We start from the raw sequence: 23,802 nt of genomic DNA on the forward strand, positions 1-23,802 counted from the left end.
TATGCCGCATGATATGTCGTCCGACACAACTCGCCTCGCCCCGCCCGCGACTCCGGTGGCCCGGCTGCACGCCGCGGCTGACGCGGACTACGCGGCCGCCGCCGGTCAGCGCGCGCGGCAGGACCACCGCGTGCCTGGGCTCGGTATCCCCGCCGTTCCCGCGCCGGTCGCCGAACAGTCCGGCCCCTACCGGCCGCTGTTCGACCCGGCCACGGACGCGGTCGACTGGGCGCCGCCCGTCGACACCGCTCTCACCCTTGCCCGCATGGCCTTGGAGCAGCGCGCCGCGGCGAACATCCACGACCACACCGCGATGGTCGTCGCCGCCACCGCCCTCGACGGCGCCCTGCGCCGCCTGGTCGCCGCCCTCGATGCGGAGGAGGGCCGGTGAGCGCCCGCGAGCTGAGCGGCACGCAGCAGATCGTCCTCGGCATCTCGGCCGCGCTCATGGTGATCGTGGGCGGGATCGGCGGCTGGGGCACCTACACCAACGTCGTCGCCGAGTTCGGCCGCCAGGCGACCGCCGCCGGTGTCGTGGCCGCGGGCGAGGGGCTGACGCTGATCCTGGCCCTGGCCGTGCTCGGCTTCACCCTCCTCGGCCAGACCTCCCCGGCCCCGGTCCGCATCGGGCTGTGGCTGGCGCCGCTGGCCGCCTGCGGTACCGGCCTGGCCCTGGCGGACACCGGCGCCGAGCGTGCGGTGTACGCGATCACTCCGCTTGCCATGTCCGGCGCCGCCGAAGGGCTCGGGCTGATCGCCCGCCGGGTGGTCATCTACACCACCGGCGAGGACGCCGAGGCCGACCGCCGAGCCGCCCGGGCCCGGCGCCGCGGCGCCGACACCGTCCGCGAACTCGCCTACCAGCAGGCCGTGGCCGCCCGGCACCCCGACGAGGAGCGGCGCAACGAGGCGGAGCGCAAGAGCTGGGAACTGGCGGGCGAGGTCGGTGCCGGTGACGACGACCTCGGCGCCGAGCTGCTCGGCGTGCAGCGCGCCCGGATCCAGGGCGGCGCGGATGCGGCCCTGGCTGCCATGTACGGCGGCGGGCACCCGGCCGCGGTCGAGGAACGCGCGCAGCGCCCCCGCTCGGGCACGGCCACGGCAGTGCTGCGGGCCCGCTTCGCCGAGATGGACCCCGAGGACGCCATCCTCCTTGCCGCGGATGCGCGGCCGGATGCGGCGCCCGGCGAACTCGCCCACCTGCTCGGCACCTACGGCCTGCCGGTGGACGCCGTGGCGGTCGCCCTCGCCCTGAGCAGGCGCCCGGCCCAGTACCAGGTGCATCGCCCTGATACGCCAGATGCGCCGCAGGTCACGGCCCTGCCCCCGGTCACCGTGGAAGGCGCCGTCATCGAGACGGCATCCCTCCTCGGCCCGGACGCATCCGCCCGCGAGATCGCCGAACACCTGGCCCGCCACCGGCGCCTGGTCGTCACCGAGCCCTACGTGCGCACCGCCCTGTCCCGCGAGGCCAAGCGCCAGCAGAGCCAGGCCCCGGCCACGCCGATGGAAGGGGGATACGCATGATGCGCGAACCTGCCCACCGGCAGCAGATCGGGTACGACATGGCGGGCAACCCCATGTACGCGCTGCCCGAGCAGCCGCAGACCGTCCCGGCCGCCGCGGCGGTGCCCCTCGCCCCGCTCCAGGCCCGCCCGTGGGGCGCCTACCTCGCCGGGGGCTGCCTGGGCCTGCTCGCCCTCACCGTGGTCGTGGTCGCCATCGGCTTCGTGGTGTTCGGGCTGACGATCCTGGCCGCTGTCCTCGCCCTGTGCGTCATCTGCCTGACCGTGTGCCTGCTCATCCTCCGGTCCGTCTTCCGCGACCTGAGCATGGGCCGGTGAGCGGCATGCCGATCAGCGACAAGGACCCCGTCAACGGCCGCGAGTTGGCCCGCATCCTGGGCATCAGCGCCGTCGCGGCCATGCGCGGCGGCGAGCTGACCACCGCGCAGAAGAAGCGCATCGACCGCATCGTCAAGCGCGCCAAGGACCGCGAGGACCGCAAGCGCAGCAACAAGAACTAGGACGTCCGGGGACGGCTGTACGCCTTCCGCAGCCACCGGCCGTCCCCGGCTCCCGCACTCTGCGAGAGAGCAGGAACCACCGCATGGCCGACACCACCACCCGCCCCACCGACGCCCCGCCCGCCTCCGCGAAGACCCTGCGCGACGACGACGGCGGCACCGTCTACACCATCACCGAAGTGCCCGAGCAGCCCCGCCCCGTCGACCCCGAGCCCGGGCCGGCCGCCGGGACCTGGCTCGGCGAGCGGCAGGCCTACCTCGCCGACGCCCCGCCCGTCATCCCCTCCTGGCTGCGCCGCCGCACCGAGTTCACCGAGGCCGCCCGCTGGACGGGCGCCTACTACGGCCACCTTGGCGCCTTCCACACCGTGCGCACCCCGGTCTACGTGCTGCGCCTGGTCGCCCGCTCCCCGCGGGGCGCCGCGCGCCTGGCCGGGCGCTGGGCGCGCTGGGTCGCCGACGCCGAAGCCCGCCCGGTGCGCGCCCGCGCCGCCCTCGAAGGCGACCCCGAGGCCTGGCTGATCCTCTCGCGCGAGCACTCCCGCCGCGTGCGCCCGCGCCGCATCCTCAGCCTCACCGCCGCCGCCCCCACCGCCCTGGGCGCCATCATCGCCGCACTCACGGTGCAGCCCACCACCCTCGGCGCCACGGCGGCCACCGGCGCGGCGCTGCTCGGCCTCGCCGGAGCCCCCGCCGACAAACCCCTGATCACCCGCTACGTCGCCCTCGGCGCCCTCGCGCCGCTCACCTCGACCGAGGTGTTCGACGCGCTCACCGCGATCGGCTTCGGCGGCAGCCCCAAGGGCCCCGGCCTGCGGTTCGCCGCCGAGATCCAGCGCGACGGCCCCGGCTGGCGCGCCGAAGTCGACCTGCCACCCGGCATCGAGGCTGTCAAGGTCATGGAGAAGCGGGCCGCGCTCGCCGCGGCCATGCGCCGCCCCATCAGCACGGTGTGGCCCGAGACCGACCGTGCCGCGCACCCCGGGCGCCTGGTCCTGTGGATCGCCCAGCGCGACCCCGCCAAGGCCGCCCGCAAGCTCTGGCCGCTGATGAACAAGGGCCAGGCCGACGTCTACGGGCCGCTGCCCTTCGGGTTCGACCCCCGCGGCAACCTCATCACCATCACCCTGATCTACTCCAACCTCCTGGTCGGCGGGATCCCCGGCTCCGGCAAGACGTCCTGCGCCCTGGCGATCGTCCTCGGCGTGGCCCTGGACCCCACCGCCTCCCTGTGGATCTACGAGTTGAAGGGCTCCGGCGACCTCGACGCCGTCCGGCCCGTCTGCCACCGCTACGTCTCCGGCGACGACGACGAGGACCTGGAGGCCGCCCTCGCAGGCCTGCGCGCCGGGATCACCGAGCAGAAGCGCCGGGCGAAGTTCGTCAAGGGACTCCCGGCCGAGGAGGTTCCCGAAGGGCGCCGCGTCACCCGCGAGCTGGCCGAGCGCTACCCCGAGCAGGACCTCGGCGTGCGCGTCATCGTCGTGGACGAGGCCCAAGAGCTGTTCACCCACCCCGACTACAAGGACGAGGCCGCCACCCTGTTCACCAAGCTCATCAAGAAGGGCCGCGCCTACGGGATCATCGTCATCCTCCTCACCCAGAACCCCGACGCGCCCAGCCTGCCCACCTCGGTGGCCTCCTCGGTCGGCACCCGCCTGTGCCTGGCCGTCATGGACTGGCGCGCCAACAACAACGTGCTGGGCACCGGCGCCCACGAACGCGGCCTGCGCGCAACGGAGATCAGCGTGGACGAGCAGGGCACCGGCATCCTCGCCCGCGGCCGCGAAGGCATCACCGTGCGCGCCGCCCACATCAAGCAGACCGAGGCCGAGGCCATCGGCGCCCGCGCGCTCGCCCTGCGCACCGCCGCCGGAACCCTCACCGGCGAGGCCGCCGGACACGCCGTCGAGGAGATGGCGGTGGAGAGCGCCGCCGACCACCTGCGCGCCGTGTGGCCCGAGGGCGCCGCGGCCGTGCACTCGCACCGCCTGGTCGCCGCCCTCGCCGCCTACCGGCCCGCCCTCTACGGCCCCTGGGCCGACATGGAACCCGCCGCCGCCTCGACCGCCCTGTCCGCCGCGCTGAAGCCCTTCGGCATCCCCACCCAGCAACTCACCCTGCGCGAGTGCTGCGGCGGCGCCAAGGGCGTGCGCCACAGCGACCTCCCCGAGACCGCCACCGACCCCGACGACGACCCCGAAGACGACGACTAGGAGCCCCTCCCGAGCCGGTTTCGGGCAGGCCCCTGGTTTCACCCCCGCCCGAAACCGGTTTCGCCCCCGACATCACCCCAACACGGCACCTGACCTGCACGGGTTTCAGGTTTCCCGTTTCCCGCCCCGAACCGGGAAACAGACCCTCAGCCCCTGTCGGAGACCTCCGGCACACTGAAACCATGGAGCCCCAGACCCTGCGCCCCGGTCACCTCACCGCCCACCAGACCGCCCGCCTCCTCGGCATCACCCTCGGCGGGGTCCGCCAACTCGTCCACCGCGGCCAGCTCACCCGCTCCGGCGGCAGCCCCCGGCAGCCCTGGTACTCCGTCGCCGACGTCCAGGCCCTCAACGCCAAACGCCCCACCCGCGAGGCCGCTTGACGCGCAGGTCAGAGCGGTGTCACGATCTCCGCGTACAGCCATGCCCAAAAGCAGACGCAGCATTGAGGCTCCTACCACTCCGGTAGGAGCCTCAATGCGTTGTTGCGTATTTCGGGTTCGGCATGCACTGTGACCATGCAAACATCACTTTGCAACGACAGCGGGGAGCGGCCTTCCTACAGGCCACCCCCCGCCGCATGCCGCGAGCCCGGTCACCCATGCATTGACCGGGCTCGCTGCATGCGCGATACCCGGCGTGACCGTCTCGACATCAGGCCGACAGAGCGACCTGCACCACACAGGCGAAGACCGCGACGAGTAAGCCACCGGCGCCGATCAGCACCGACAACTTTTCGAAGGCCGAGAATCCGGCCCACGTCTTGCGCATCTCTCCACCACCATCCTTTCTCCTCACCGGGCCCTGACCTTCAGGACCCGAGGGACCTAGGGCTGCACCCGCTCAACGCGCCGGGAGATCGGAATGGCGTGGATCAGCATATGGGTCAAGTCCCAGGGGCCATGCCGAATAGAGTTATAAAAAGTTGCATTCAGACACCGCGCGGGGCCAACCCACCTCACATCACCAGGGGTTGCTGCTGGCGCACTGCCCCGCGCGGACCCCCACCCCGAGCAGCCAGCCCCCGGGGAGGTACCCCCGTGCCCACCCGGCCCCCCTCCCGCTGCACCGACCCCACCTGCCGGGCCCTCGCCACCAAGCGCGGCCGCTGCGACGAACACCAGCCCGTTGCATGGGCAGGCAGGGACGACAAGGCAGCGCGGTACGGCATCAGCTCAGGCAGGTGGCGCACCCTCAAGCGCCGTGTCACCGAGCGCGACAACGGCTGCTGCTACCGCTGCGGTGCCGAGCAGCCCGAGCCCGACGACGATCCAGACGGCGAGCACCAGCACCAGCTGGACCACATCACGCCGCTGTTCGAGGGCGGTGCCGTCGAGGACCTCGACAACCTTGGCCTGATCTGCGAGCCGTGCCACCTCGCCAAGTCCAAGGCCGAAGCGGCACGAGCCAACAGGGCACGCCGCAGACCTCGCTGACCAACTGGAGGCTCACCCCATGACCGCAGAGACCACCAGCACCGTGTCCCTGACCGTCGACATCGACGGACAGGCCGTCTGCGGCGAGGTCGGAACGATCACCGTCCCGGTCCATGAGGGCGTCGTGGAGATGCCGGACGTCCGCCGGGCCCTCGCCGCGCTGCTTACCGAGGCTGCCGCCAGCATGCTGGCCGGACAGTCCGACTTCGCCCTGGCCCCACCTCCCCCGGGGGAAGGGGAGTCTGCATCGCTGGACTGATCGCCAGGGGACCCGGCGCCGTCAGCTCGGCGCGTGCGTGCACAGAATCGCGAAGGGGGGTCACCCGGCATGGGTCGTACACCGCAGCCCGCTGCCCTGAAGCTGATCAAGGGCCGGGGCAACGGCAAGGACTCTGCGGGCCGTGAGGTCAACCCCGGCCCCGCCTTCAAGCGGTTGCCGCCGGAGGCTCCGGACTGGCTGTCGGAGGAGGCCCGCGCCGAGTGGGACCGCGTGGTGCCCGGCCTGTCCCGCCTCGACCTGCTGAAGCCCGAGGACCGCGGCGCCCTGGCGGCGCACTGCGAGGCCTGGGCGACGTTCCGGGAGGCGACGGAGACGGTGCAGCGCGAGGGGCTGACGATCGAGGCGAAGCAGGGGACGCTGCCTCACCCCGCGGTCGGTATCGCGCGGGCGGCCGGCCGTGAACTGCGCGCGTGGGCAGCTCACTTCGGGCTGACGCCCTCGACGGAGCAGCAGTTGGCGAGGGGGTCTGAGCATGAGCCGGACCCCGACAACCCGTTCGGGTAGCGGTGTCCCTGCCGCCTACCTCGACCAAGAGCTGCTCGACCGGCTGAAGCTGTCGCCCGAGGTTGCCTGGTACCTGACCGAGCGGGGCATCCCGCTGCCGGACTGCCCGCCGCTGATCAAGACGCCCGAGCCTCGCGAGGAGCCCGGGGCGATGTTCGACGCCGCCCGCGTCGACAAGGTGCTGCGCGCTTTCGAGCAGCTGCGGCACACCCAGGGCGCGCTGGCCGGGCAGCCGCTACGGCCGGACCCGTGGCAGGTCGCGTACATCCTGGCTCCGATCTTCGGGTGGGTGCAGTGGGACGAGGACGCGGACGGTTACGTGCGGATCGTCCGTGAGGTGTACGTCGATGTGCCGCGGAAGAACGGCAAGACGACGATTGCGGGCGGGATCGCCCTGTACCTGATGGCGGCGGACGGCGAGCCCGGTGCGCAGGTCATCACCGCCGCGGTCACCAAGGAGCAGGCGGGGCTGCTGTTCCAGCCGGTGAAGCTGATCGTGGAGAAGTCCCCGGCGCTCAAGCGGGTCATGCAGCCGCTCGCCGCGGTGATCCTGCACCCCAAGACGGACTCCTACTTCAAGCCGGTGTCCTCGCTGGCGGGTGCGCAGCACGGGCTGAACCTGCACGGCGGCATCGTGGACGAACTGCACGAGCACAAGAGCCCGGAACTGGTCGAGACGATCGAGTCCGGTACGGGCTCGCGCCGTCAGCCGCTGATCTTCATCATTACGACGGCGGACGCGGGCAACCGCCAATCCGTCTACCACCGCAAGCGCGAGCGCATCGAGCAGCTGGCGCGCGGTGCCTTCACGGCGCCCGCCGTGTACGGGGTGGTGTTCGCCGCCGCCCGCGAGGACGACCCCTTCGCCGAGGCGACGTGGAAGAGAGCGAACCCCGGCTACGGCATCTCCCCGACTCGTGCCTACCTGCGCACCGCGGCGGACAAGGCGAAGCAGTCCCCGGCCGAGCTGGCGTCCTTTCTGCGGTTGCACTGCGGAGTGCGCACCAAGCAGACCACCAAGTACCTGACGCTGGATTCATGGACGGCGAACGGGGCCCTGGTCGATGAGGTGAAGCTGCGCGGCCGGGAGGCGTACGGGGGCCTGGACCTCGGCGCGGTCTCCGACCTCAACGCGCTGGTGTGGCTGTTTCCTGACGACTCGGACGGCTCGCTCGACCTCCTGCCGCGGTTCTGGACGCCGGAGGAGAACGTCAAGGACCTGGACCGGCGCACGGCCGGGAACGCCTCGGTGTGGGTGCGCGAGGGCTGGCTGAAGACGACGCCCGGGAACGTCACCGACTACTCGGTGATCGGCGCGCAGATCCGCCGAGACCTGGACTCGTACGACGTGCGCTCGCTGGGGTTCGACCGGTGGTCCGCCACCCCGCTGACGAACGATCTGGAGAGCGAGCGGGCGCCGCTGGTCGGTGTCGGGCAGGGCTTCAAGTCCATGTCCCCGGCGCTGAAGGCGGTGCAGCGGCTACTGCTCCAGGGACAGCGGCAGGTCGCCGAGGGCGGCCGCCCGATGCTGCGCCACGACGGCAACCCGGTCATGGCGTGGATGGTCGACAACCTCGCGGTGGCCCTCGACACCGCCGGGAACGTGAAGCCGGACAAGTCCTCGGGCGGCGACAAGATCGACGGCGTCAGCGCACTCTGCGACGCGATGTCCGAGGTCCTCGCCCGCCCACCCAAGCGCACCTCGGCCTACGAGGACGGCGAGTTCGAGGCGATCTGAACGAGGGGGTGGGCGCATGCGCTGGTGGCCGCGACGCCACAAGACCACGACCGGGACCGTGGTCGACCAGGACGGCGTACCCGTACTGGCCAAGGCCGCCGAGGAGTTCGGCGACCTCACCCAGCTCGGCACGCACCTGGCCGCGAACGGGATCCGGGTGGTCGACCCCGGGGTGCCGCTGGCCAACTACGCGGACACGGCCGCGGCCGGGCGCGTGTGGGAGACACAGCCCTCGGTCCGCAAGGTCGTGGACTACGTGGCCCGGCAGCTGTGCACGATCCCGTGGCACGTCTACGAGCGGGTCTCGGACACCGACCGGCGCCGGGTGACGGACCATCCCCTTGCGCAGCTGCTCGCACAGCCCGCGGCCCGCCGGTCCGGTTCGCGGCTGTGGCACACGACCCTGGTGGACTGGCTGATCTACGACCGGTGGTGCATGCAGGTCCTCCCCTCGGCGGACACCGCCTCGGGGTTCGAGCTGCGCCGCAAACCGGCCCGCCGCTTCCACATCGTGGCGGATGACGACGATGCCCCGGACGCCCTCTATCTGGTCTCCTCGCGCGGGCCCGCGCAGGTGGTACCGCTGCCCGCGCCGTACCTGTTCGACCACGGGTACGCCACGGTCGGCGCCAACGGCACCAGCCCGATGGACACGTTGCGGCAGATCCTCGCCGAGCAGGCCGAGGCCATCGAGTGGCGGCGCCAGGTGTGGCGCAACGGGGCCCGGGTCCCGGCCGTGATTGAGCGGCCTGCGGACGCTCCGGCCTGGTCGGGCACGGCCAAGGCCCGGTTCACTGCGGCATTCAGCGCGTTCGTCGGCCGGGCGGGACAGGCGGGCGGCACGCCGATCCTCGAAGACGGCATGACGCTGAAGACGATCACCGCGTTCAAGCCGCAGGAGACGCAGGACATCGAGGGGCGCCGCCTGACCGATGCCGAGGTGGCCTCGGCGTACCACATCGCCCCCGAGCTGGTCGGCGCGCGCGAAGGCACATTCTCCAACATCGATGCCTTCCGGCAGATGCTCTTCACGATCAGCCTCGGGCCCTACGTCACGCAGTGGCAGGACGTTCTGAACTCCATGCTGGTGCCGCTGCTTGCCCCGGGCTCGAACCTGTACGTCGAGGCCAACCTCGAAGCCAAGCTGCGCGGCTCCTTCACCGAGCAGGCCGCGCTGCTCCAGACCGCTGTCGGGGCGCCGTACATGCTGCGCTCGGAGGCCCGGGCGGTACAGAACCTGCCCAAGGTCGAGGGCACAGACGAGCTGGTAACGCCGCTCAACGTCACGATCGGCGGGCTCGCCTCGCCGCGGGACACCGCGCCGGAGGCGCTCCCAAAAGGGCACGGCCGCCCGGCGTGAAGACCGGGCGGCCTGAGGACCTGGGCACGTTCGAGGCCGAGCGGCAGGCGTTCGCCGCGGCTCTGACCGGCTGGGCCGAGCGGCAGGCCGAGGACCTGGTGCAGCGGGCGGGCGCCAAGGCGGACGGGCCGCCGGACTTCTACGACCTGTGGGCCGCACAGTCCCCGGAGCGCCAGGCGCAACTGGCCGCGCTCATCCAGGGCTACGGCTTCCGTCTCGCCCAGATCGGCGCCTGGTCGGTGCTGGGGGTGTGGAACCCAGAGGCGGACGGCTGGGACGCAGCCGTGATGGAGGCGTGGCTGGCGAAGGCCGCCGAGTCGCACGCGGCCGAGTACGAGCAGGCTGCCTACACCGCAGCGACCGCCGCGGTGCGCGAGGAAGGCGACTGGCGCGACAACCTCCGCTCCGGCCTGGCGTCGTGGGTGGTGGCGGCGGGGGTGCGCGCGGTGACCTCGGCGACCGAGGCCCGCAGCTTCGGCTCGCACGACGCGGCCGGCGCCTCGGGCCTGACTCACAAGGTGTGGCGGACCGGCGGCAAGAACCCCAGGGCCAGCCACGTGCGGATGAACGGCGACTCCGTCGAACTGGGCGGGGTGTTCGCCAACGGGCTGCGCTGGCCGGGCGACGCGAACGGTGACGCCGACGAGACCGCCAACTGCAACTGCCGCCTGGACTACACACGAGAGGGGGGCTGAGACGTGCCCCGCACCAAGGAAGCATCGGCCCGGATCAAGGCGGCCGGGCCCCCGGACGGGCTCGCCGAGGGCCAGTTCCGGGCGCTCGTCAGCGTGTTCGGCAACGAGGATTCCATGGGCGACGTCATCGCCCCCGGCGCGTTCGCGCAGGTGCTCGCCGAATGGAAGGCCTCCGGCGACCCGATCCCGGTGGTCTGGTCGCACAAGTGGGGCGACCCCTTCGCGCACATCGGCTCCGTCCTGGAAGCCACCGAAACCCCGGACGGGCTGGAAGTCCTCGCGCAGATCGAGGACATGGACACCAACCCCACCGCCCGGCACGTCCACCAGCTGCTCAAGGGCCGCCGCATCAAGCAGTTCTCCTTCGCCTACGACGTCGGCGAGGGCGGCTGGGTCGACACCGACGACCTGGCCAGCCACCCCTACGGCGAGTTCTACGAGATCAAGCGGTTCTCCCGTCTCTACGAGGTGGGGCCGTGCCTGGTCGGCGCGAACCAGCAGACCGAGCTGATCGCCGCCAAGGCCGCCGACCTCGCCCACGGGGTGAAGGCGGGCCGGGTCCTGTCCCAGGCCAACTACGACCGGCTCAGCGCCGCGCACGCCTCAATCGGTGAGGTACTCACGGCCGCCGAGCCCCAGAAATCTTCCCGGCCCCCCGCACCCGCCGCGGGCCGGACCACCCCCGAAGAGGAGACCGGCCAGCAGCAGACCGAGCCGCCCGCCGCCGCCCCCGAGGCGCCCGCGAAGGCGACCGGCCCCACGCCCGCCCAGGTCACCGCGTGGGTCACCGCACGACAGATGACTACGAGGAGGACCCCATGACGCTGCGCGAGAAGCTCCAGGCGCTGCTGAAGGAGGCGGCGGACATCGTCGCCAAGGCGGCCGAAGAGGACGGCCGCGACTTCACCGAGGACGAGGTGAAGCGGATCACCGAGATCAAGACCGAGTCGGACGAGGTCGAGGCGAAGGTGAAGGCGGCCGACGAGGCACAGGCCGCCGCCGCCGCGATGGCCGGTAAGAAGGCCCCGGGCACGAAGCCCCCGGCCTCCGGCGCGAAGGTGAAGGACCGCCAGGAGGACGCCGACGCGGCCACGTTCGGCGAGCGGTTCACGACGTCGTCGCTGTACGGGGAGTTCCGCAAGCAGCACCCCTCGGGGCTCGGCGAGGGCTCCGCGGTCGACATCGGCCGCGTCCGGGTCGGCTCTCTCAAGGAGTGGGCGGCGAGCCGCAAGGCGACCTCCGCGCCGCTCCAGGTCGCCCTGGGCCACATCGCTCCGATCCGGATGCCGATGATCGACCAGGTCGACCGCGACAACCTCACGATCCTGGACCTGATCTCGCGCGGCGAGTCGGACGGCCCCTTCGAGTACCTCCAGGTCACCGGAGTGACCCGCAACGCGGCCATCGTCCCCGACGAGATCCTGCCGGGGGACAGCGTCGTCAAGCCGACGTCCACGATCGCCACCGAGCTGGCGGACGCCAAGCCGTACACCTACGCGGACGGCTACGACGTCACCAACGCCCTGCTGTCCAACGCCCCGGCGCTGGCCAGCTACATGGACAACGAGCTGGAGTACAGCCTCGACAGCGTCATCGAGGACAAGCTCCTCAACGGCACCGGCACCAGCGGGCAGCCCAAGGGCATCCTGCACACCACCGGCGTCCAGGAGCTGACGTACACCCCGGGCACGGACGCCATGGCCCAGGTCAAGGCGATCCGGCAGGCCATCACCCGCATCACCACGCTGCCCGGCGGCAATGTCACCGCCTGCCTGATGTCCCCGGAGGACGACGAGGCGTGGGACCTGATGCAGGACGCCAACGACCGGTTCTTCGGGCAGGGCCCCTTCGGGCAGGGCCCGAACACGTCGTGGGGCCGTGCGCGTGCGCTGTCCCAGCGGCTCGCCCCGGGGACCGTGATCCTCGGCGACTGGCGGCAGGTCGCCCTCCTCGACGTTGAGGGCCTCAGCATCCTGGCGTTCAACCAGCACAAGGACTACGCGCAGCGGAACCTCGTCTACGTGCGGGCCGAGCTGCGCGCGATGCAGGTGATCTGGAAGCCGAACCGGCTGATCGTCGTCAAGCCGGGCGCCTGAGGAGGGGCCGATGCCCACACACAAGATGCTCACCATCGACGGGATCCGGGTGCGCGCGGAGGACGAGGACCGCTACCGCGCCCGCAGCGCGCCCGCACCGGGCCCGCTCACGCAGACGATGGCGCAGCCCGCACCGCCGCTGCCCCCCGCCGACCCGGACCTGTTCAACCCGAGCGATCACACGCTGCCGCAGGTGATCGCCTACCTGGCCGAGGCCGACGAGGAGGAGTCCGCGCGGATCCTGGACGAAGAGGCCCAGGGCGAGAAGCGAAAGGGCCTGCTGGAGAGGCGGGACGAGTTCCTCGCCGAGGCCCGGCAGCGCGCGGCGGGCAGCGGTGGCGGGGCCTGACCCCTACCTCGCCGATCCCGGCGACCTGGCCACGCTGCTGGACCTGCCCGCGGACGACGTGCGGCTGCTCGCCGCGCTGCGCGCTGCTACCCGCCGCTTCCGCGGTCAGGTCCGCCACCCCGTCTCGCTGGTCACCGACGACACGGTGTTCCTGGACGGCAGCGGTGGGCCGGTCCTGCGGCTGCCCGCGGCTCCGGTGCTGGCCGTGCGCACGGTCGAGATCGACGGCACCGAGGTGGACGGGGTGCGGGTGCGGCGGCAGTCCGGGTTGCTGCTGCACCCCGGCGGCTGCTGGCCGGAGTGGGCCGAGGTCACCGTGACCTACGACCACGGGTACGTCACGGTTCCCGAGGACGTCGCCGAAGTGGTCGTAGATCAGGCCCGCGTCATCTACCGCACGGATCCGGCGATTCAGCAGGTGACCACCGGCACCGAGTCCGTGTCCTTCGCTGCGACCGCGGCGGTGGGCGTCACCGAGCAGTGGCGGGCCGCCGTCGAGGCGTACCGCCTGAACCGGGGGGACGACTCGTGATGCTCGCCAACCCGCTGCGCCGGGACACCGTCACCGTCATCGACCGCGTGAAGACGGGCGAGGACGACCGCGGCCACGACGTCTACGAGGACGTCGAGCGAGAGGTGCCGCACTGCAACATGCAGCCCGTCACCAGCACCGAGGCCAACGACAACCGCACCCAGGTCGTCACCCGCTGGCGACTGGCCGGCCCGCCCGCCATGGGCCTGACCGCGCTGTCCCGGGTGCGGTTTCGGGGCGTGCTGTACGAGGTCGACGGCGAGCCCGGGGCCTACGGCTCGTTCGCCGGAGTCCTGGACCACACCGAGGCCTTCCTGAAGGTGGTGAGCGGATGAGCGGTATCAGGTTCGAGTTCGACCCGGCCTGTCTGCCCGAGGTCATGGCCTCGGCGCCGGTGCGCTCCGCGCTGCGGGCGCAGGCCGAGGAGATCGTGCCCCGGGCTCGCGCCCTGGCCCGCGCGGAGGTGGGGGAGGAGTTCGCCGACTCCATCACCGTCTCGGAGGAGATCCGGCCCCGCGGGCGGCCCACCGCGAAGGTCGTTGCGGACCGGGCGGATGCCGAGGCGCACGAGTACGGCGATTCCAGCACCGCGCGGCGCCGCGTGCTGGGCCGCGCGGCCCGTACCCGGGACAACTGATGTGGCCGGACATGGAGTTGGCCGTCATCAAGGGCGTGCGCCAGAACCTCGGCGGACCCCGGGTCACCGACGAGGTACCGTCCACGGTCGAGATGCTGGTGCCGGTCGTCGTCGTGCAGGTGGCGGGCGGCGCGGACAACCACATCAGCGACACCGTCACCGTCGATGTGGCCGCGTTCGCCGCAGACCGGGCGGCTATGTGGCAGCTCGCCGAGCACGCCCGGGCAGCCGTGCACGCCCTGGCCGCGACGGTGGCGGGCGGCGTGGTTGTCGACACCGTCGACACCGTGCAGCGGCCCGTCGAGGTCCCCTACGGCAACCCCGGCGTGCGCCGGGCCATCGCCACCTACACGCTCACCACCCGCGCCCGGGCCGAGGTCTGACGCGCGCAACCCACCCGCGCCCCCGCCCGCGTGCGGGGGCCTCGCCATGAAAGGGGGTCGCGATGCCTGCGGCCGACTTCACCACCATCGCGGAGCTGCGCCAGTCGCTGATCCGCAAGGCTCTGCGCTACGCCATCTTCGCGGCCGACACCACCGCGGACGCCGTCACGTCACCGTTCGACACAGCCGGTGTCCTCCAGGCCCTGCCGACCGGGTACCTGCCGGTCGGCTACACCACCACCGACGGCGTGACGTTCTCCGGGGACCTGTCCACCTCCGATGTCGAGTCCGGCCAGTCCGCTTCGCCGACCCGCTCGGACGTCGAGACCGACACGCAGACCGCACAGTGGGTGCCGCAGGAGACCAACACGGCGGCGGTCGCCCTCTACGAGAACCTGCCGCTGTCGGGCACCGGTGCTCTGCCCGATCTCGGCTCGGCCGCCTGGACCTGGTCGAGGCCGAAGACCCCGCCCACCCGCTACCGGCGCCTGCTCTTCGTCGCCGAGGACCTCAACAAGACGACCGGGAACCCGCTCTACATCGTGCGGCACTTCCCCAGCGCGCTGCGCTCGGGCCGCGAAGACGAGCAGTGGACGCGTACCTCGGAGATCTCCCGCGGCGTGACCTATCAGGCGTACGTCGATGACGAGGCCGGTACCGACTCGATCACCTGGATCGACGGCCCCGGCTGGCGCGACTTCGCCGCCGGAGAAGAGGACGAGGGCTGATGCCCTCCCGCACACCGGCGCAGCGGCGGCGGACTACTGGGGTGAGCCCCGCCGCCGCTGCGCCTTCACCCGCTCACCCCCAGGCCCCCCAGAAGCGAGAAGAGACCATGAGCAAGCCCAACCGGCGCCGGTACCGCATGGCCGAGGTCCGGCAGCAGTTCGCGGACGCGGTCGGCGGCGAGGACATCGAGGTCGAGCTGAGCAACGGTGAGGTGCTGACGTTCCCGCACCCTCTGTTCGCGGACGACGAGTGGTCCACGACGGTGGACGAGGCCGAGTCCAACCGCGACAAGGCGCACGCGATCCTCGGCGACGAGCAGTACGAGAAGTTCGTTGCGGCGGGCCACCAGGACGCCGATGTGGCGCTGCTGTTCCTGGCCGTGCAACAGGACATGCAGGGCCAGGTCAAGCGGCGCCCTACACGGTCCTAGACGTCCTCGGGAACCACCCCGAGGCCGTCGAGGCGGACCTGTGCCACCACTACGCGCCGCGCGATCCGATCGCCGAGTTCTGGCGCGGGGAGATCTCCTTGCGCCAGTTGCGCGTCCTGGTCGAGGGCCTCCCGCCCAGCGGGGCCCTGGCGCGCAGGCTCGCGGGCCACCACTGGCAGCACGCCGACTTCCTCACGGCCGAACTGGTCGACCGCATCGGCCAGTTGGTGACCGACTTCCGCAACACCAACCGGGCCGAGAAAGCGCCGCCCCAGCCGTACCCGGAGCCGGTGTGGCGGCCGGGCCGGCAGGCCGCGAAGAAGGCGCGGGCGAAGAAGGACCGCAAGGAACGCGCCTCGGCGCGCGCCGGATACCAGCGGCTCGTTGCCCAGCTCACGCCGCCGTACGCCGAGAAGGGGTGAGCTATGCCTCGGGCCGGTGCCGTATGGGTCGATGTCCTGCCGAACATGAGCGGCTTCGGCCGCGCGCTGCGCGAGCAGATCGGCGAGCCCGTCGCCCAGGCCTCCCGCCAGGCAGGTGAGGCCGGGGGCGACGGGCTCATGCAGGGCATGGCCACGAAGATGAAGGCCGGAGCCCTCGCGGCCGGGGCGGTGGTCGGCGGGCTGGTCGCCAAGGGCATCTCCGAGGCCATCGACAAGCAGGCCGCCACCGGCAAGCTGAAAGGGCAGTTGGGGCTGTCCGCGAAGGAGGCAAAGGCGGCGGGGGCCGCCGCCGGGAAGCTGTATGCGGGCGCCGTCACCGAGACCGTCGAGGACGGCGCCGCCGCGGTGCGGGCGGTCATGGCCGCGGGCATCGCCCCGGAGAAGGCCACCACCCGGCAGCTGACCGCCATCGCCACCAAGGCACAGGACCTCTCCACTCTCTTCGAGGTCGACCTCGGCCAGGCCGCCAACGCTGCCGGGCAGGCAGTGAAGACCGGGTTGGCCAAGAACGCCGACGAGGCCCTGGACACCATGTTCCGCGGCTTCCAGGTGATGGGCCCGAGGGCCGATGACCTGATGGACACCTTCAACGAGTACAGCACCGTCTTCCGCTCGCTGGGCCTGGACGTGAAGACCGTCACCGGCCTGTTCTCACAGGGGATGCGCGCGGGTGCCCGGGACACCGACGTCGTCGCGGACGCGCTGAAGGAATTCCAGATCCGCACCACGGACGGCTCCAAGGCCTCCGCGGACGCGTTCAAGCTGTTGGGTCTGAACGCCGAGAAGTCCACCGCGCAGTTCGCCCGCGGCGGCAAGGGCGCGGCACGCGGTCTCCAGGACGTCCTGGACCGGCTGCGGACGATGAAGGACCCCGTGGACCGCAACGCCGCCGCGGTGGGCCTGTTCGGCACCAAGGCCGAGGACCTCGCGGGCGCCCTGTTCGCCCTGGACCCGGCGGCCGCGGTCGCCGACCTGGGCAAGGTCGGCGGCGCGGCCACGCGCGCGGGCGATGATCTGCGCGACAACGCCGGAGTCACGTTCGAGCAGTTCAAGCGCCGGGCCCTCATGGCACTGGGCCAGGCCGCCACCAAGTACGTCATCCCGCCGCTGCTCAGCGTCGCCCGGGTCCTGGACGAGAAGGTCGTGCCGCCCGCGCGCTCCGCGGCGAGCTGGCTGTCCGACCGCCTCGGACCGGCGTTCACCACCGTGGGCGAGGCCACCGGCAGCACCCTGGGCTGGCTGCGGAATTACGGGGCATGGCTGGCCCCGCTCGGCGTGCTGGTGGGCGGGCTCACGCTGATGCTGTCCGCCAACGCCCTGGCGACCGGAGCGACCACCGCGGCGTTCAGCCTCTACCGAGGTGCCATCCTGGCGTGGGCCGCGGTGCAGCGCACCGCCATCGCAGTTCAGGCTGCCTGGAACGCGGTGCTGGCCCTTAACCCGATCGGGCTGATCGTCATCGGTCTGATCGCTCTGGGCGCGGCCCTGTTCGTCGCCTGGAAGAAGTCCGAGACCTTCCGCAGCGTCGTGATGGGCGTCTGGTCGGCGATCCAGACCGGCGCCGTGTGGCTGTGGACGAACGGGATCCGCCCCCTGGTGAGCGGCTTCATGACCGGCCTGCGCGCGGTCGGGGCGGCGGCCTCCTGGCTGTGGTCCACCGTGCTTCAGCCCACCTTCGCCGCGGTCTCCACCGGGGCCCGCATCCTCGCCACGGTCCTGACGATCGTGGTGTTCGGGCCGATCTATCTCGCCGTCCGGGCGCTGGGCGCGGTGTTCACCTGGCTGTGGTCCGCCGCCGTGCGGCCGGTCCTCGGCTGGATCAGCGCGGCCGCCGTCACCATGTGGGCGGTCGGGGTGCGGCCGGTGCTCTCCGCCCTGATGACCACCGTGCGCGCGGTCGGCGGCGTGCTGCGCTGGCTGTGGAACGCCGCCGCCCGGCCAGTGTTCGGATGGATCACCGCCGGGGCTCGGGCCATGGGCGCGGCGGCCATGAGTACGCTCTCCGCCCTCGGAGCGGCGCTGCGGCTGAGCGGTGCCGCCTTCCGCTGGCTGTGGAAGAACGCGGTGCAGCCCGCTCTGTCCGGGATCCGCTCGGCCGTGTCGAGCGCCTACCGCGTGGGCATCGCGCCGGTGTTCGCCGCTCTGCGCACAGCGACCGGGCGGGTGGCCGACTCCTTCGAGACTGCCCGCCGCGGCATCAAGAAGGCCTGGGACAAGGTCGAGGGCATCGCGAAGAAGCCCGTGGCCTTCGTGATCGACACCGTGTACAACCGCGGCATCGTCAAGGTGTGGAACAAGGTGGCCGACAAGTTCGGCGCCCCGACCATGTCGGAGATGAAGGGCTTCGCCCGCGGCGGTGTCCTGCCCGGGCAGTCCTCGTACCGGCAGGGTGACGACCAGCTGGTGCCGATGCGCCGCGGCGAGGGCGTCGCGGTGTCCGAGGCGATGCGCGACCCCTACGAGCGGGCCCGCCTGCTGGCGGTCAACAAGGCCGCCATGCAGGGGCGTTCGCTGCGGCAGTTCCAGGGTGAGGGCTTCGCCAAGGGCGGCATCTTCGGCTGGGTCGGCAAGGCCGCGTCCAAGGGCCTGGACCTGGCGAAGGCGGGGGTGGGCTGGCTCAAGGACGGCATGAAGGCCTCGGCCGAGGCCGGAGTCAACGCCGTCGTGCGCCCGCTCATCGCCAAGATCAGCGGCTCGGCTTCCCTGTACCGGGACATGATCACCCGCATCCCCAAGAAGATGATCAGCGCCCTGTTCGACTACTCAGGGAAGGCGGACAAGAAGCTGGAAGCCGCCGGGATCGGCGGCAAGGGCTTCAAGGCCGGGCTGTCCTGGGCGCGCACCCAGGCGGGCAAGGCCTACCAGTGGGGCGGCAACGGGGATCCGTCGTGGGACTGCTCGGGATTCGTCTCCGCGATCGAGTCCGTCATCCGAGGCCAGAAGCCGCACAGGAGGTGGGCCACCGGCGCGTTCTCGGGGGCGACCGCGCCCGGCGGGTGGGTGCTCAACAAGCGCTCCCCGTACATGATCGGCATCACCAATGCTGGGGTGGGACACACCGCCGGAACCATCAACGGGACCAACGTCGAGAGCCGGGGCGGGGACGGCGTAGTGGTCGGCTCCCGCGCCCGCGGCTACAAGGACTCGCTGTTCACGCATCGGTACGGGTTCGTGGCCAAGGGGTACGCCGAGGGCGGCAAGCCCCGCCCGGGCGAAGTGGCCTGGGTCGGCGAGCGCGGGCCCGAACTGGTGCGCTTCAGCGGCGGGGAGGAGGTCTACAACCACGCCGACTCGCTGCGAATGTGGGAGGGCCTGGGCGCCCGCGGGTTCGCCAAGGGCACCAAGGCCGCCCGGAGTGCGGCCCGCAAGGACCTGCCCGGCGACCTGAACGCCTTCACCAAGTCGCTGACCGGCTCGGCCTCGGACATCTCCCGCGCGGCCAAGGAGTTGACCAAGGACCTGAAGGCCGCCGGGGTTGGCGGGAAGTCGCTCACCGCCTCCGTCACCAAGGCCTCGACCCGCCTTCAGGCCATGGCCAAGCAGCGCGACGCGGTGAGCGCGAAGATCGACACGGCCAGGGCAGCGGCAGCCGACCAGAAGAAGACGGCAGCCGATTACATCGGCCTGGCCAACCTCGCCGATGCAGCCAGCATCGGCGAGGTGGTGGCGGGCATGCGGGCCCGGCAGAACACCGCTCGCGGCTTCCAGCAGCAGATCGCCGCCCTGTCCAAGAAGGGGTTGTCCCGGGACCTGATCGGCCAACTGGCCGCGCTCGGCCCGGAAAGCGGCCTCGCTGGCATGGTCGCCTCCGCGAGCGGCTCGCAGATCAAGCAGCTCAACGCCCTCGCCAAGTCCGGCGCAAAGCTGTCGACCGGCTACGGCAACACCATGGCCGACGCGATGTACGACGCGGGCACGTCCGCCTCGCGCGGGTTCCTGGCGGGGCTGCTCGCCGAGGAGGCCGCGATCCAGAAGGCCATGGCGAAGATCGGCGCGGGAGCGGTGAAGGCGATCCGCTCCAAGAAGGGCATCGACGCACACAGCCCGTCCCGCAAGGGCGAGCAGGCGGGCCGTGATGTGGGGGCCGGTCTGGTCGCCGGTATGACCGCGAGCGGCGCTGACGTCGAGTCGGCCGCGGCGCGTCTGGGGCAGTCCGCCCTGCCTTCGGCCGCCTCCCGCTCCGCCGGGGACCGGGACAGTTCGCTGGACGGCCGCCCGCTGTACCTGGTCGTCGAGGACGGCACGGTGCTGCGGGCCTACGTGGACGACCGGGTGGACGGCGCCTTGTCGGATGTCCGGCGTTCCAAGCGCGCAGGCAGCAGATAGGAGAGCACCGATGCCGATGATCGTGGACCTGTCGGCGCCACCGATCACCCCACCCTCGCAGGTCACCAGCCCCGAGGGCTGGCTGACCGCGGTGGTGGACGACCCGTGGGCGGGGGTCTACCTCGCGGTCGACTACACCGCCGCCGTCCCGCTGCCCGCAGCCGACCAGGTGCACCGGGTACGCATCGTGCGCCAGGACCCGAGCGCAGCGGAGGCGGCGCCGGTGCGCTCGGCGGACAGCGCGTGGGCGCTGGAAGGGGTGGGGCAGGCCTACGACCATGAGGCCCCCCTCGGCGTGGGCGTCACCTACACCGCCACCCCGCAGTACGCGGACGGCAGTTGGGGCACGCCGACCTCGCTCGGGCTGACCGTCCCCGCACCGGCGCCCGGCCGCACCCGGGACCTGTGGATCAAGAGCATCGAGCAGCCGGGGCTCTCCCTCCGGGTGGCCTACGGCCCGGCCCAGGGAACCACCAGCGGGGGCCGCCAGGACAGCGCGGCCCGCTCGGGCAGCCCGTACAGCGCCATCGCCTACGACACCGCGGCGGCCCCTGCGGAGACCGTCACCGTGGACGTCCTGACCGGGCAGGTCGAGCAGTTCCGGGAGCTGATCCGCTCCGGGGTCCTCCTCGCCCAGGTCCGGCCCGGCTACCGGATCCCCGACCGCTACTTCGTGCCCGGCGACGTCGCCGAGAAGCCCACCGGCAAACTCGGCGCCACAGGCGGGTACGCAGTCACGTTCGACGTGGTGCCCATCGAGCGACCGGCCACCGCCGGGCAGCCGATGTGCGCCCCGGGCTGGACCTACGACGACCTCGCAGCCGCGTTCGCGACATACGACGCCGTCACCGCCTCGTATCCGAGCTACGCGGCGCTGGCGACGAACGGCGCGGTGACCTGATGCTGCCCATCAGCGCGGCGGCACTGGCCGCACTCGGTCAGGCCACCCGACGCCCCGTGCGCGCAGAGTGGTCCAACGACGGCGGGCGCACATGGAACCCCGTGCGCTACGGCTCCGGGCAGGTGACGCCGGACCGTACCGCGGAGTGCCGCTACTCGGCCGCCATCGAGCTGCTCGACGTCCCCCGTGGCCGCGACGGCATCAACTCCGTCAGCACCGAACTGCGGCTGTTCCAGGGGATCGGGATCCCGCGCCGCGAGGTCGAGTGGATCCCCGCGGGCCGGTACGTCATCGACCGGCTGCGCCGCACCCGCCTGGGCGTGTCCCTGGACCTCCTGGGCCGCGAAGAGGTGGTGCGCGGCGCCGCCCTGCCGCGGGCACGCACCATCGGCCCGGACGGCGCGGAGGCCTGCGCCGCGATCCTGGCTGCCGAGGCCCTGCCGGGCTCAGCGATCGCCTGGCGCGACGGCGTGAAGCGCGGCACGCGCCTGCCCGCGTTCGTCGTGGATGAAGACCGGTGGGCGGCGCTGTCGGGCGGTACGGACACCGCGGGCACCTCCACCGGCATCGCGTCGTCGCTCGGCGCCGAGTTCTTCTGCGACGCCACCGGCACTCCGACCATGGCGCAGGTGCCCACCCTGGCCGATCCCGTCCGGTGGAGCATCGGGCACACCCTGGTCACCGCAGAGCCCGCCGAGGAGGAGTCCGCCGAGAACCTGGTGAACCTGTGGGTGGTCACCGGGGACGCGGGCGACGGTGGCGCAGTCGCCGGGCCGGCAGTCGCCTGGGACGACGATCCCGACTCCCTCACCTACGCCGGTCCTGACCCCGTAGAGGACCCCCTCGCCCCACAGCGCCTGGGCCTGGCCGGGGTGCGGGTGCGCACCGGCCGCTACACCTCCCCGCTGGTCACCTCCCTTGCCCAGGCCGACGACGTGGCCCGGGCGCGGCTGGCGGACAGCCTCGGCGTGCAGGCCTCCCTGTCCCTGACGGTGGCCTGCAACCCGGCCCTGGAACCGGGGGACGTCGTGCTGGCCGAGGTCGACCAAGGGCGCTGGGAGCGGCACTTGGTCGACGCCTGCCCCTTCACCCTCGGCGCCGTCACCCAGACCCTGACGACCCGCACGAGCACGCGACGGGGGGTGTGAGGCGTGAACATCCGTGAGCAGCTCGGCAAGGACCTCACCCACCAAGCCGCCGCCGGGGGCGGCTTGCAGACCGTGTCGGCGACCGTCACGGACGTGACCGGCGAAGGCACCGTGCACCTGATGATGGGCGGCGCCCAGTTCTACGACGTGGCCTGCACGGACGCCTACCGCAACCGCGCGGCCGGGGACACCGTCGCCGTGCGCCGCGGCGCCGTCCCCATCGTGCTGTGGCGTCTGGGCGAGGACCCGGCCGAGGCGGAAGCAGAGCGCATCACCCGCCTTGCCACCGAGGCCGCCGAGGACCTGGTGGCGATCTCCGCCTACACCTGGGGAACCGCCACCCCCACGGGCGCCGGGTGGCAGCAGGTCACCACCTTGTGGACCCGCAAGGACGCCAACGGGGTGGGCACCCTCTACGCACAGATCGGCGGCAGCGACACCTCGCCGACCGCCCCGCCCACTCGCGCACCCAAGCCCGTCTCGCTGTCCCCGACCGCCTCCGGGACCTGGCGGCGCGGGCGCCCCGACGACTACGCCGACGCCCCCACGCAAGGCGACTGGACCGGCCGCGGCGACCGCCGCGGCGGCTGGTTCTACGGCAGCCGCATCAAGGACGCCTGCGACGGCAAGAACGTGGCCGCCATGAAGGTGCAGTTCGCCCGCAAGCGGGGCTCCGGCATCAACGGCAAGGTCCGCGCCCGGCTCTACCTGCACGACTACCAGCTGCCGCCGTCCGGGCAGCTCAACCTCGGCGCCGGGCCCGAGGGGCTGCTGTCCCTCGCGGTCGGCGCGCAGGGCACCGCGACCCTGCCGAGCGCCTGGCGCACCGCGCTGGCCTCCGGTGCCGCCCGCGGACTCGCCATCAGCGCGCACGGCCGCGCCGAGTACGCCGCCTTCACCGGCGGCCGGATCACCATCACGTTCTCGACATGAGGAGGCGCCCGTGGCCGCCATCGGCTACGCCCAACTTCCCGTCCCCGGCGGCGGGCAGTCCCCGACCACTCCAGGCGACCTCGCCGACCTCGCCACCGCCCTCGACCCGCGTTTGGTCCACCAGGTGACCAACCTCGCCGAGCGCACCACCCGCTTCGCCACCGCGCCCGCGCACACCCTGGTCACCGCCGACGACGGCACCACCTGGCTCAAGACCTCGGCCACCGCGGACACGTGGGCCACGCTCTGGGCCCCTCCGCCGGTGTGGAACCGGCAGATCACCCTCAAGTCCGGGTTCCAGGCCGGGGACGTGCGCCTGGCCGCGATGGTCGTGGACGGCGGACGAAAGGTCGAGGTGCAGGGCCGGATCGAGCGGACCGACGCCACCAAGATCTACGACCCCAACGCCGTCAACCTCGGCTCGGTGCCCTCCGACCTGATCCCGCCGCGCCTGGCCACCTGGTCGGGCACCTGCTCCATGGCCGGGGCCACCACCGACGCCTCCGGGCGCCTGGAAGTCCTCGGGGCCAACACCGCCTCGGCCTACGGCTCCACCGGGGACCTGCTGTGGTGGTACCAGGGCACCGAGGGCACCGACTGGGTCGACATCTCCGGCTACTACTGGCTCGTCTGAAAGGGC

Annotated in this window: 27 protein-coding genes; all 27 read left to right on the plus strand. The window is 72.3% G+C overall.

The window, feature by feature from the left end; all coding sequences use genetic code 11:
* Positions 1-13: 13 nt before the first annotated feature.
* The 27 genes from MID12_RS24015 to MID12_RS24145 all read left to right on the plus strand — a co-directional run bounded on the left by MID12_RS24015 (position 14) and on the right by MID12_RS24145 (position 23,796).
* The gene (locus MID12_RS24015; RefSeq protein WP_263170655.1) at positions 14-391 is read left to right on the plus strand and encodes a hypothetical protein; all 378 of its coding nucleotides are present in this window, start codon (positions 14-16) and stop codon (positions 389-391) included.
* A complete protein-coding gene (locus MID12_RS24020) occupies positions 388-1,527 on the plus strand; it encodes a hypothetical protein (RefSeq protein WP_263170656.1) in 1,140 nt (379 codons plus the stop codon). Before MID12_RS24015 ends, MID12_RS24020 begins: the two co-directional genes overlap by 4 nt.
* Positions 1,524-1,844: a hypothetical protein gene (locus tag MID12_RS24025; protein ID WP_263170657.1), complete on the plus strand. Its 321-nt coding sequence runs from the start codon at positions 1,524-1,526 to the stop codon at positions 1,842-1,844. Before MID12_RS24020 ends, MID12_RS24025 begins: the two co-directional genes overlap by 4 nt.
* The gene (locus MID12_RS24030; RefSeq protein ID WP_263170659.1) at positions 1,841-2,026 is read left to right on the plus strand and encodes a hypothetical protein; all 186 of its coding nucleotides are present in this window, start codon (positions 1,841-1,843) and stop codon (positions 2,024-2,026) included. Before MID12_RS24025 ends, MID12_RS24030 begins: the two co-directional genes overlap by 4 nt.
* A gap of 83 nt (positions 2,027-2,109) precedes the next feature.
* Positions 2,110-4,242, plus strand: coding sequence for a DNA/RNA helicase domain-containing protein (locus MID12_RS24035; RefSeq protein ID WP_263170660.1), 2,133 nt, complete (start codon positions 2,110-2,112; stop codon positions 4,240-4,242).
* A gap of 182 nt (positions 4,243-4,424) precedes the next feature.
* On the plus strand, positions 4,425-4,625 hold the full coding sequence (locus MID12_RS24040) for a hypothetical protein (RefSeq protein WP_263170662.1): 201 nt from the start codon (positions 4,425-4,427) through the stop codon (positions 4,623-4,625).
* A gap of 657 nt (positions 4,626-5,282) precedes the next feature.
* Positions 5,283-5,678, plus strand: a complete 396-nt coding sequence (locus MID12_RS24045; protein WP_263170664.1) for an HNH endonuclease — start codon at positions 5,283-5,285, stop codon at positions 5,676-5,678.
* A 19-nt stretch (positions 5,679-5,697) separates the two neighbouring features.
* A complete protein-coding gene (locus tag MID12_RS24050; protein WP_263170665.1) occupies positions 5,698-5,937 on the plus strand; it encodes a hypothetical protein in 240 nt (79 codons plus the stop codon).
* Positions 5,938-6,006: 69 nt separating this feature from the next.
* Complete coding sequence (locus MID12_RS24055) at positions 6,007-6,462, plus strand: phage terminase small subunit P27 family (RefSeq protein ID WP_263170666.1); 456 nt, start codon at positions 6,007-6,009, stop codon at positions 6,460-6,462.
* Positions 6,431-8,200, plus strand: coding sequence for a terminase large subunit (locus MID12_RS24060; RefSeq protein ID WP_263170667.1), 1,770 nt, complete (start codon positions 6,431-6,433; stop codon positions 8,198-8,200). The genes MID12_RS24055 and MID12_RS24060 overlap by 32 nt, the downstream gene beginning before the upstream one ends.
* Before the next feature lie 16 nt (positions 8,201-8,216).
* On the plus strand, positions 8,217-9,560 hold the full coding sequence (locus MID12_RS24065; protein WP_263170669.1) for a phage portal protein: 1,344 nt from the start codon (positions 8,217-8,219) through the stop codon (positions 9,558-9,560).
* Positions 9,557-10,255 (plus strand): hypothetical protein, encoded by a 699-nt coding sequence (locus tag MID12_RS24070; protein WP_263170670.1) that lies wholly within the window; start codon positions 9,557-9,559, stop codon positions 10,253-10,255. The genes MID12_RS24065 and MID12_RS24070 overlap by 4 nt, the downstream gene beginning before the upstream one ends.
* Positions 10,256-10,258: 3 nt before the next feature.
* Positions 10,259-11,077: an HK97 family phage prohead protease gene (locus tag MID12_RS24075; protein ID WP_263170672.1), complete on the plus strand. Its 819-nt coding sequence runs from the start codon at positions 10,259-10,261 to the stop codon at positions 11,075-11,077.
* A complete protein-coding gene (locus MID12_RS24080; RefSeq protein ID WP_263170674.1) occupies positions 11,074-12,351 on the plus strand; it encodes a phage major capsid protein in 1,278 nt (425 codons plus the stop codon). The genes MID12_RS24075 and MID12_RS24080 overlap by 4 nt, the downstream gene beginning before the upstream one ends.
* Before the next feature lie 10 nt (positions 12,352-12,361).
* Positions 12,362-12,700 (plus strand): hypothetical protein, encoded by a 339-nt coding sequence (locus MID12_RS24085; RefSeq protein ID WP_263170677.1) that lies wholly within the window; start codon positions 12,362-12,364, stop codon positions 12,698-12,700.
* On the plus strand, positions 12,687-13,232 hold the full coding sequence (locus MID12_RS24090; protein WP_263170678.1) for a mobile element protein: 546 nt from the start codon (positions 12,687-12,689) through the stop codon (positions 13,230-13,232). Before MID12_RS24085 ends, MID12_RS24090 begins: the two co-directional genes overlap by 14 nt.
* Positions 13,232-13,567 carry a hypothetical protein gene (locus MID12_RS24095; protein WP_263170679.1) on the plus strand — a complete coding sequence of 112 codons (336 nt, stop codon included), beginning with the start codon at positions 13,232-13,234 and terminating at the stop codon, positions 13,565-13,567. The genes MID12_RS24090 and MID12_RS24095 overlap by 1 nt, the downstream gene beginning before the upstream one ends.
* Entirely contained in the window at positions 13,564-13,869 is a 306-nt protein-coding gene (locus tag MID12_RS24100; protein WP_263170681.1) for a hypothetical protein, read from the plus strand. Before MID12_RS24095 ends, MID12_RS24100 begins: the two co-directional genes overlap by 4 nt.
* A gap of 11 nt (positions 13,870-13,880) precedes the next feature.
* On the plus strand, positions 13,881-14,252 hold the full coding sequence (locus MID12_RS24105) for a hypothetical protein (protein WP_263170683.1): 372 nt from the start codon (positions 13,881-13,883) through the stop codon (positions 14,250-14,252).
* A gap of 62 nt (positions 14,253-14,314) precedes the next feature.
* On the plus strand, positions 14,315-14,980 hold the full coding sequence (locus MID12_RS24110; protein ID WP_263170685.1) for a phage tail protein: 666 nt from the start codon (positions 14,315-14,317) through the stop codon (positions 14,978-14,980).
* A gap of 107 nt (positions 14,981-15,087) precedes the next feature.
* A complete protein-coding gene (locus tag MID12_RS24115) occupies positions 15,088-15,411 on the plus strand; it encodes a hypothetical protein (protein WP_263170687.1) in 324 nt (107 codons plus the stop codon).
* Between the two features lie 98 nt (positions 15,412-15,509).
* The gene (locus MID12_RS24120) at positions 15,510-15,833 is read left to right on the plus strand and encodes a hypothetical protein (protein ID WP_263170688.1); all 324 of its coding nucleotides are present in this window, start codon (positions 15,510-15,512) and stop codon (positions 15,831-15,833) included.
* A 3-nt stretch (positions 15,834-15,836) separates the two neighbouring features.
* The gene (locus tag MID12_RS24125) at positions 15,837-20,180 is read left to right on the plus strand and encodes a phage tail tape measure protein (RefSeq protein WP_263170689.1); all 4,344 of its coding nucleotides are present in this window, start codon (positions 15,837-15,839) and stop codon (positions 20,178-20,180) included.
* Between the two features lie 10 nt (positions 20,181-20,190).
* Positions 20,191-21,081 carry a hypothetical protein gene (locus tag MID12_RS24130; protein ID WP_263170690.1) on the plus strand — a complete coding sequence of 297 codons (891 nt, stop codon included), beginning with the start codon at positions 20,191-20,193 and terminating at the stop codon, positions 21,079-21,081.
* On the plus strand, positions 21,081-22,229 hold the full coding sequence (locus tag MID12_RS24135; RefSeq protein WP_263170692.1) for a phage tail protein: 1,149 nt from the start codon (positions 21,081-21,083) through the stop codon (positions 22,227-22,229). Before MID12_RS24130 ends, MID12_RS24135 begins: the two co-directional genes overlap by 1 nt.
* A gap of 3 nt (positions 22,230-22,232) precedes the next feature.
* A complete protein-coding gene (locus MID12_RS24140; protein WP_263170693.1) occupies positions 22,233-23,162 on the plus strand; it encodes a hypothetical protein in 930 nt (309 codons plus the stop codon).
* 10 nt (positions 23,163-23,172) lie between these two features.
* Positions 23,173-23,796, plus strand: coding sequence for a hypothetical protein (locus MID12_RS24145; RefSeq protein WP_263170695.1), 624 nt, complete (start codon positions 23,173-23,175; stop codon positions 23,794-23,796).
* The last annotated feature ends 6 nt before the right edge of the window (positions 23,797-23,802 follow it).

Source organism: Streptomyces sp. SCSIO ZS0520, assembly GCF_025643355.1.
GTDB lineage: Bacteria > Actinomycetota > Actinomycetes > Streptomycetales > Streptomycetaceae > Streptomyces > Streptomyces physcomitrii.